This is a genomic window from Flavobacterium selenitireducens (assembly GCF_014748335.1).
Lineage (GTDB): Bacteria > Bacteroidota > Bacteroidia > Flavobacteriales > Flavobacteriaceae > Flavobacterium > Flavobacterium selenitireducens.
In genome coordinates this window covers 70169-79173 of sequence record NZ_JAAVIY010000012.1, presented here as the reverse complement: position 1 = coordinate 79173, position 9005 = coordinate 70169, and the positions used below count along the sequence as shown (strand labels likewise).

The window sequence follows — 9005 nt, the reverse complement described above, 5'->3', positions numbered from 1 at the left end:
ACAACTTTTGGCGTTGTGATTACGGTGAATGCGGCGGCTCCGTTCGGGCTCACTTATCCGACTCCGATGGTATTTACCGAAAATATCATCATTACCGATGTCGTTCCGACTGTTTCAGGAACCGGCATTACCTTTAGCATTTCGCCTTCACTTCCTGCCGGATTGAGTTTCGATGCCGCGACAGGTATGATTTCCGGAACGCCGACTGACGAAAGCCCTGAGACGGTTTACACTGTCACGGCTACAAATTCTGGCGGAAGCGTAACCTTCGAGGTAACGATTACCGTGGAACCTGAATTGGGAACCGGCGATCACGACCAATTGGTATTTTCGGTCTATCCAAACCCATTCGAAGATCACGTAATGGTAAGCGGAATTTCCGGAAGCGCAACGTTCAGCCTCATCGCCATTGACGGAAAACTCATCCAAAAAGGAATTGTCGAAGGCAACATCATTCGCTTCGGCGGCTTGCCACAAGGCGTTTTCGTTTTGAGCGTGACGAGCCAGGACGGAAAATCAGGAATGCGCAAGATCGTACGCAAATAAACTGTTAACACCAACAATTTAAAGGAGGGCAATAGCTCTCCTTTTTTATTTGATTTTCATTTATTTAAGAAATTTCTTTCTGAATAATTGCATACGGTTGAAAATCAGCCGCTTTTAAATACGCTAAATGTTATTTGGTTATCTTTACGACCCATCCAACATTATTACCGTGAAAAAAACTACACTATTGGGGTGTGTTATTTTTTTTGCGATCCTGACTGAAAGAGCCCACAGCCAAGACGTTGTCATCAACGAATTCCTGGCATCGAACTCGTCTGTGAATACAGATGAGGATGGCGATTATTCGGATTGGGTCGAACTCTACAATAACAGCCCGGTTCCTGTCAGCCTCGAAGGTTACGGTTTGTCCGACAACGCTTCCAACCCGTATAAGTGGATTTTTCCATCTGTTGCGATCGCTCCGGGCGCGCACTTATTGATCTGGTGTTCCGATAAAAACCGAACTGTTCCAGGCCAGCCATTGCACGCCAACTGGAAAATCGGTGCCGAGGGTGAAACCCTTACCTTGACAAAAGCCGATGGAACGTTATCGGATCAAATTCCACCCATCGCGCTGCAATCGAACATCTCGTACGGCCGCTCGTTTAGCGGGGACGTAAATTTTTCGGTGTTCACCCAGCCGACTCCCGGCGTCGAAAATTCGTCGAATGCGTCTACCGAGCCGCCATTACCACCTCAATTGTCCGTCGCATCCGGTATTTACGCCGACGCGTTCGACCTGGCGATTTCGCATAGCGATCCCGGCGTCACGATCCTGTATACGCTCGACGGATCGGAACCACAAGCGGCGAACATTGGCGGCAGGACCTACTTATACAAAACCTCTTACCGCGAATTTTCGACGAGCGCAGACGGCGAACTTATGGAGGGCAATCTCGAAACGCTCGTTTACGAAAATGCGATCAATGTGCACGACCGAAGCGGCGAACCCAACGATATATCGGCCATTTCGACGACGTATTTTGAGAATCCCTGGCACATTCCGAATTTTCCGGTCGCCAAATCGACTACCGTTCGGGCGTGCGCTTTTAAGAACGGGTTGACCTCCTCGGTCGTCACGCACAATTATTTCGTAGGCTTCACGCAGAACTCGACGCTTCCGATAGTCAGTATCAGTGCGGACGAGGATGCGCTTTTCGACTATTACGAAGGCAATCACGTAGCCGGGGAGCTGTTCGATCAATGGAGAGATGCCAATCCGGACAACGACGCAGCTTATTTCGCAAATTCCAATTATTCGCAATCGGGAGAAGCTTGGGAAATAAAGGCCAACCTCAGTCTTTGGGACAATGGTGCTCAAGTGCTCAACCAAGACATCGGGATGCGGATTAATGGCGGTTATACCCGAAATTTTCCGAACAAATCGCTTCGACTCTACGCCCGTTCAGAATATGGAAACGGCAATTTCACGTATCCTATATTCGGAAACGACTATGGGTATTCCCAATTTAAGCGGCTTGTGTTGCGAAATGCCGGAAACGATGCCTATGGTGCCTATCTGCGCGACGCTTTCATGCAGCGTTCGATCAGACATCTCAACGTAGCCCACCAACCATATCGCCCCGCGATTACGTTCATCAACGGGGAATACTGGGGAATTCTCGATTTCAGGGAGCGTTATGACGACAAGTATTTCGAGCGTGTTTTCGGGATCGAATCGGACGATTTGGATTTCCTCGAATACAATGGATTTCTCGTCCAGGAAGGCGACTTTCTGCATTATGCCGGGCTTCTCGATTACCTGACGGCCAATTCGCTTTCGTCAGACGTTAACTTCGAACATGTCGAAACCTTAATGGATATCGAGAATTACACCGATATGTACATCGCCAATATTTACGCCGCGAACACGGATTGGCCACACAACAATATCGAATTCTACCGCAAAAGAACATCTTCTTACGAACCTGATGCGCCTTATGGCCAGGACGGGCGTTGGCGTTGGGTGCTTAAAGACATGGATTGGGGCTTCAACGGGAATGGAGTGGAAATGTCCGGCCACAACACCTTGGCTTTTGCCACTTCGACAGGAGGCGATGTGATATCAAATCCGGAATGGTCAACGCTTATCATGCGGAAGCTGCTCGAGAACAATAGCTATAAAAACTACTTCATCAACCGTTTCGCAGACCTCATCAATACAACCTACCAACCACCGCGACTTATCGGGATTGTCGATGAGATGAAAGCGGCAATCGCTCCGGAAATCGAGCGCCACGGCCAACGTTGGGCCAGCATTTCGCCCGCGTCATGGGAAAGCAACATCGACCAGATCAAGTTTTTTGCGAACCAGCGACCGGCTAACCAACGCGCGCACATCACGCAAAAGTTCGGTATTGAAGAACAAATAGACGTCATTCTCGATGTTGACGACATTCAGAAAGGATTCGTCAAAATCAACACGATCGCGATTCAAGGTAGCACAGCCGGCGTCGCGGAACAGCCTTATCCATGGAGCGGCGTTTATTTCAAAGGAATTCCGGTCACAATCAAAGCCTTCGCCAATCCCGGATATGAGTTCAGCCACTGGAGCGGCGCTTCCAACAGCCCGAATGACGAAATTACGATCGATCCGACCAGCGCCATTTCGCTTGTCGCACATTTCAACGCCATCAACAACGAACCAGAAATCCCGATCAGTTTCTGGCTTGCGAACACTTCCTTGCCTTTTATGCCGCTTTCCCAGATCAACTCGACGTTCGAGATCGAGCACGAAGGCGTGTTGAAGTTCCAGAGCTGTTTTGACGGTTATCCGCTTTACGTCGGACACGAAAACTGGCGAAAAGGATCGCTCGAGAAAAGCAATAGCCAGACGGATGTCAATTACCTGCCCGAGGCAAACGGAAACATTCCTTTCGAAGACATTACCAACATGCGCGGCGTCATGGCCAAGAGCCCGTTTCGCAGCGGCGATCGTGAAAGTATCCTGGTTTTCGAGCAATCGACTTTAGGATTTCAGGACATCAAGGGACGCATTGCCGTTAAAACAGAGGGAAGCGCTCCGTCCCACTTGATTGTTGATTATTCGGTTTCGGAAGGCGAGCCGCAATGGACGACCGATTATCTTCCGCAAAGCGTGCATGCTTTGACGTCCGACTATCAGCTTCTCGAACTGGATTTCACCACGATTCCGCTTTCGAACGACAATCCAAACTTCAAAATGAGGATTCGGTTCGACGGGCCGACCGTGAGCGCCGACAACAACAGTCGCGTCATCTTCAACAATCTGAGCGTGAACGGCCGAGCGATGCTCAACACGACGTCTCCGGCGATGTCCGCGTTGCAAATCTACCCGAATCCGACTTCATCGATTTTGTATATCGACCATGATTTTTCGGTTTTAGGTTACCGTTTGTTCACTACGGACGGCAGATTGATCAAAAAAGGAGATGTTATGCAAAAACAACTTGATCTGTCGGGCGTGGCGCAAGGACTTTACCTGCTTCAACTCTCGTCAGGAAAGGACAGCGAAACCTTTAAGATCGTCAGGAAGTAAATTTAGATAAGGATTCGGCCAGTGCATCTTGCCAAGGCCGGATCTTCAATCCAAACACCGACTTGATGCGCGATTTGTCCAGAACGCTGTAGGCAGGACGTTTCGCGGGCGTTGGGAAAGACGATGTCGGGATTGGCTTGAGCACCACTTTGGATTGCGTCCGATCGAAAATTTCGCGCGCAAAATCGTACCAGCTCGCTACGCCTTCATTACTGAAATTGTAAATGCCGTAGACCGTTTTACCGGATTGCGCTATTTCGACCAAAGCCCGGGCCAGGTCGATGGCATACGTCGGCGTCCCGATCTGGTCGTTTACGACGCTGATCTCATCTCTTTCGGAGGCTAACCTGAGCATGGTTTTCATGAAATTGTTCGCGAATTCGGAATACACCCACGAGGTGCGCACGATGAAATGGCGATCTAATATCTTTTGTACTTCGATTTCCCCGTCTCTTTTGGTCAATCCGTACGTTCCGGTTGGATTTGCGGGACTTTCTTCGGAATAAGGTTCGGAAGCCAAGCCGTCGAAGATGAAGTCTGTAGAAACGTGAATGAGCGTGCTGTTTTTCTCGAGACATACCGAAGCGAGATTCGCCGCGCCCTTCACATTGATCTCGCGGGCTTTTTCCGGTTCGCTTTCGGATTTGTCGACCGCCGTGTAGGCAGCGGCATTGATGCAAAAATTCGGTGAAATCCTCTCGAATGCATCCCGTATTTGTTCGAGATTAGAGATGTCGATTTCCGACGAATTGGCAAAATGAAAGACGATTTCAGGAAATTCGGCGCTCACCGATCTGATGGCCTGACCCAACTGTCCGGACGCTCCTGTGACGAGGATTACCATGCTTTTCGCGCTTTTTGTAACGACGGTTGCAGCCGGTCTTTTTCTGAGATCGTCATTTCCGACTCAGGAAAATTCCAGTCTATGCCGATTTCGGGATCGTTGAAGATCAGCCCGCCTTCTGAATCCTTGTCGTAAAAGTTGTCGCATTTGTAAAAGAAAACAGCCGACTCGCTAAGCACGAGAAAGCCGTGTGCGAAACCTCTCGGCACAAAAAACTGGCGTTGGTTGTCTTCCGAAAGCAATACGGATTCGTATTGTCCGAACGTTTCAGATCCCGGGCGCAAGTCAACCGCGACGTCGAGCACTTCGCCTTTGAGCACGCGGACGAGTTTGGCCTGTGCGTTTTCGCCCGTCTGGTAGTGCAAGCCGCGAAGCACGCCCTTTGCCGAAACCGATTGGTTGTCCTGAACAAAATGAACGTGTTGCCCTACGCCGGCTGCAAAAATGCGCTCGTTGAAACTTTCCATGAACGAGCCGCGTTCGTCTCCAATGATTTTGGGTTCGATTATGAAGCAACCGTCTAGTTTTGTTGGGATGAATTCCATTATCCTATGAGTCCTGTCAAGTGTTTTCCGTATCCGCTTTTGAGCAATGGCTCCGCCAAAACGCGTAATTCGTCTGACGATATGAAGCCCATTTCGTAAGCGGCTTCTTCAATAGATCCGATTTTTAGCCCCTGGCGTTCCTCGATCACTTGTACGAATTGGGAGGCTTGCATCAGGGAATTGAACGTTCCGGTGTCGAGCCAGGCTGTACCTTTGTCAAGAATGCTTACCTTGAGTTTACCGCGTTTGAGGTATTCCCTGTTGACATCGGTAATTTCGAGTTCGCCTCTATGGCTTGGCTTGATGTTGGCCGCAATATCGACCACGTCATTGTCGTAGAAATAAATTCCGGGAACGGCGTAATTCGACTTGGGATGATCAGGTTTTTCTTCTATCGAAAGTACGTTTCCGTCCGCATCGAAATCGACTACGCCGTAACGCTCCGGATCGTGGACGTGGTACGCATAAATGACGCCTCCGTCAGGATCGCTGTTGGATTGCAGCAGGCTCGAAAGCCCGGTTCCGTAAAAGATATTGTCGCCAAGAATGAGGGCTACTTTGTCAGTTCCGATAAAATCCTTTCCGATGATAAAAGCTTCGGCTAGTCCGTTAGGATGTTCCTGGACCGCATATTCGAAACGACATCCAAGCTTTGACCCGTCTCCCAGCAGCTGTCGGAACAACGGAAGGTCGTGAGGCGTGGAAATGATGAGGATCTCGCGAATTCCGGACGATATCAACGTGGAAAGCGGATAATAGATCATCGGCTTGTCGTATATCGGCATCAGCTGCTTGCTTACCGCTAATGTCAAGGGATGCAGTCGCGTCCCCGAACCTCCGGCCAGAATGATTCCTTTCATGTTACAATTGTTCTTGCTTGGTCTTTAGCGACTGTTTTTTGTAAAAGCTGATGAACATGCGTACGATTACAAAAAGACCGATGAACAGCAACGGAAGGAATAATTTCATCTTCCCGCTCGTCACCTCGGTATTTTCGATATTGACGCTGGTATTTTGATCCTTGACGATCTTGTCGTAGCTTACAGACAACACACGCAGATCGCCTTGCTCGCGTACGAGTTTATCCTTGCTCTCGATGACGTCGTTGATCTGGTTATTCTCATTATTGTAATAAACCATTCCTGGGGATTTGCCCGTGGACGATGAAGCATACGAATCAAGAATGCCGTCTATCTGCGCGATGATGCGGTCGTTCGCCTCCATCTTAATCTTCAGGTTCTTGATGTATTCTACTTTGATCGTGCTGTAAAATGCGCTGTTGTTCAGGTAATCCATCAAAGGTTGGATGATGTTTTCCCTTGTCGCCAGGTGTTTTGTCGTGAAATAAATTGTGTGACGCGGGTAATTTCGGGCTGTAGCCGGCTCCTCTATGACTTTTTTCATCGTCCCGTCTTCGGCCATTACTTTGAGAAGTTCGAAATTCAATTCAGAGCTGCCCGCAAACGGATAGACTTCGACAATGGGCTTGATTTCCATTTTGAGCAGTTTCTTCGGATACTTAATTCCGATTGCCTTGAGGAATGCGGTGTCGCCTTTTTGAATTTTCGAGTCGAGCAAATTGATCTTTGCATACAGATAATCGACACTTCCGAAATTGGGTTGTACCACGACTTCGTGATCGTAGATCTTTTGCGTACGATCCAAGTAAATTCCCAAACCAACACCAATGACGAACAACAGGCCAAGTATGATAATATTGCGAATAACGAACTGTAACATCCTGAACAATCGATAGTTGAATCCGTCAACGGCACTGCTCATTTTTTGCTTTAACACAGCTAGGTCGATTTCCTGGTCGTCCAGGTTTTTGCCTTGTTTACTCATCGGTTATTTAGCGTTTAATATCTGTTCCAAAATTTTAATCGTGATCAGGTACGTCGGCTTGACTCCCGTAGTTCCGAGTCCGCCCGAGGCAAGCGTGCTTCCCGTTTCAAGCGGGTTATCCGATGCATAGTAGGCATAGCGCACTTTTACGTCCGGATTGATGCTTTTCCTGATTTTCGACGCCGATTGGATCGCCTTCTGATAGTATGCGCCTTCCATCTCAAGCCCAATGACGCCCCAGGTCGATTTATTGAAAAACGTAAGAAGGTCGCGGTTTTGGAGAGAAGTTCCCAGAACGGTAACCATCGGGCCCGCGTAAACCGGAATTCCGTGTCCTTCGAGAAGTTCCGCGGTAAGCTCATTTTCGAACGGATAGTTATCGCCTGTGCCTTCGTTTATGTGAGCCGACGGAATCATGATGTCGCCTTTTCCTCCTTCGAGAATCCCAGCCTTACCCATGATCGAAACCGAAACGACGTTGAGTAAAATTTTATTCTTGCCTTCGCCTTGGTAAGGTTTCAAAAGTTCGTCTATCGTTTCGTAGGCTTGTTCGCCAAACGCGTAATCCATGACGATGATTACCGGATTTTCACCTGAAATTTTCGCGTCAGGAAAAGCCGATTTTTTCCAGTCGATCCTGGCAGTGTCGAAAATCTGGACGTCGATATTGGTTCCCGAAGCGTCCGGAAGCGCAATCATGCCGTGTTCGAGGGCAAATTTTTCGACCGGTTTGCGCAACGCATCGGCTCCAGATTTGCTCAACTCTTCGTAAATGGCATAATCGCCTTTGTCCTTGAATTTGGCCTTGAGGACGTGCTCGGCGAAAAGCGAATTCATGACCGAGTGCATGTTGGCCGAAATGATATGGATCGGACGGTCGATCAAACCGTTCTCCTTCAAAACCGATTTGATGTTGTTGGCCCAGATTTCCCCGTGGATGTGGTGCCCGAGGCGTTCGCGCAAAATCGGGCTGAACGAGATCGTGCGTTTGTTGTTTTCCACGAGTTCTTCTATGCCCAATTTGCCGAGCCAATAAATAACGTGGATGAAGCGATCGGGATTTTCAGCATTTCCGAAACTATCGTATACATCGAGGATTTCCGAAAACGATCGCCCCAGGACGTTCGCCGCATGCGACATTGCCTGCTCTTTGTGTTCGAGCTCAAGGCGTTCGCCGCTTTCCACGACTTCGCCCAATTTTTGCCAATCACGCGATACTTCACCCGTATTTTCGTCGAGCAAAACACGCGCTTTGATCTTGTGCGATTCGATGAATAGGAAGGTAAGGTGCGTCAGGATATCATAAATATCAGAGCGTCCGCGCGTAATCTCGACATTCATCTGCTCTTCGTCGATACGGTAGCAGTTGCGTCGCCTTTTTGGCGGAATGATGGCCTTGAAATGGGATTTGGAATAGCCTTCGTCCGAAGTCAGGTTGATGAAGCGGCATTGCTCGATCCCGACCGGCAAGCGCTCGATGACGTACAAAAGCCCGTTCAATTCCACTTTTTCGGTGGCGATGCTCCCGTAAATTTCAGGTCGCAACGCCAACAAGGCTTCCCTAAGTGTTTCGCCCGATACGCCCATCGGCTTGTAAAAACCTCGGTTAAACAAGTGGCGCATCGTAATGTAAAGTCGTTCGACTGCGGCCGACGATTCCTGGGCGCGCGTGCGAACGATGTTCTTAAGTTCTTTCATTCAGTATAAT

The 9005-nt window shown here is 49.0% G+C and carries 7 protein-coding genes; 2 read left to right on the top strand and 5 right to left on the bottom strand.

What is annotated here, in order from left to right; genetic code table 11:
• Both HC229_RS14795 and HC229_RS14790 read left to right on the top strand, forming a co-directional pair.
• Positions 1 to 546, top strand: a 546-nt coding sequence (locus HC229_RS14795) for a putative Ig domain-containing protein (RefSeq protein WP_191021278.1), incomplete at its 5' end; no start/stop codon positions are given.
• A 169-nt stretch (positions 547 to 715) separates the two neighbouring features.
• The gene (locus tag HC229_RS14790; protein WP_191021277.1) at positions 716 to 4063 is read left to right on the top strand and encodes a CotH kinase family protein; all 3348 of its coding nucleotides are present in this window, start codon (positions 716 to 718) and stop codon (positions 4061 to 4063) included.
• On the opposite strand, the gene rfbD is transcribed toward HC229_RS14790, so the two are convergent.
• Genes rfbD through HC229_RS14765 form a run of 5 tightly spaced genes read right to left on the bottom strand, consistent with a single transcriptional unit; the run spans position 4053 to position 8995 of the window.
• Positions 4053 to 4907: a dTDP-4-dehydrorhamnose reductase gene (gene rfbD / locus HC229_RS14785; protein ID WP_191021276.1), complete on the bottom strand. Its 855-nt coding sequence runs from the start codon at positions 4905 to 4907 to the stop codon at positions 4053 to 4055. The two genes, HC229_RS14790 and rfbD, sit on opposite strands and share 11 nt — an antisense overlap.
• Positions 4901 to 5452: a dTDP-4-dehydrorhamnose 3,5-epimerase gene (gene rfbC, locus HC229_RS14780; RefSeq protein WP_191021275.1), complete on the bottom strand. Its 552-nt coding sequence runs from the start codon at positions 5450 to 5452 to the stop codon at positions 4901 to 4903. Before rfbC ends, rfbD begins: the two co-directional genes overlap by 7 nt.
• The gene (gene rfbA / locus HC229_RS14775) at positions 5452 to 6312 is read right to left on the bottom strand and encodes a glucose-1-phosphate thymidylyltransferase RfbA (protein WP_191021274.1); all 861 of its coding nucleotides are present in this window, start codon (positions 6310 to 6312) and stop codon (positions 5452 to 5454) included. The genes rfbC and rfbA overlap by 1 nt, the downstream gene beginning before the upstream one ends.
• A gap of 1 nt (position 6313) precedes the next feature.
• The gene (locus HC229_RS14770; protein WP_191021273.1) at positions 6314 to 7297 is read right to left on the bottom strand and encodes a hypothetical protein; all 984 of its coding nucleotides are present in this window, start codon (positions 7295 to 7297) and stop codon (positions 6314 to 6316) included.
• Between the two features lie 3 nt (positions 7298 to 7300).
• Positions 7301 to 8995 carry a DUF6909 family protein gene (locus HC229_RS14765; protein ID WP_191021272.1) on the bottom strand — a complete coding sequence of 565 codons (1695 nt, stop codon included), beginning with the start codon at positions 8993 to 8995 and terminating at the stop codon, positions 7301 to 7303.
• Positions 8996 to 9005: the final 10 nt, after the last annotated feature.

Excerpts from the sequence above, each read along its gene's own strand:
- rfbD (WP_191021276.1), bottom strand. The coding sequence starts at position 4,907 with ATGGTAATCCTCGTCACAGGAGCGTCCGGACAGTTGGGTCAGGCCATC.
- rfbC (WP_191021275.1), bottom strand. The coding sequence starts at position 5,452 with ATGGAATTCATCCCAACAAAACTAGACGGTTGCTTCATAATCGAACCC.
- rfbA (WP_191021274.1), bottom strand. The coding sequence starts at position 6,312 with ATGAAAGGAATCATTCTGGCCGGAGGTTCGGGGACGCGACTGCATCCC.
- HC229_RS14770 (WP_191021273.1), bottom strand. The coding sequence starts at position 7,297 with ATGAGTAAACAAGGCAAAAACCTGGACGACCAGGAAATCGACCTAGCT.
- HC229_RS14765 (WP_191021272.1), bottom strand. The coding sequence starts at position 8,995 with ATGAAAGAACTTAAGAACATCGTTCGCACGCGCGCCCAGGAATCGTCG.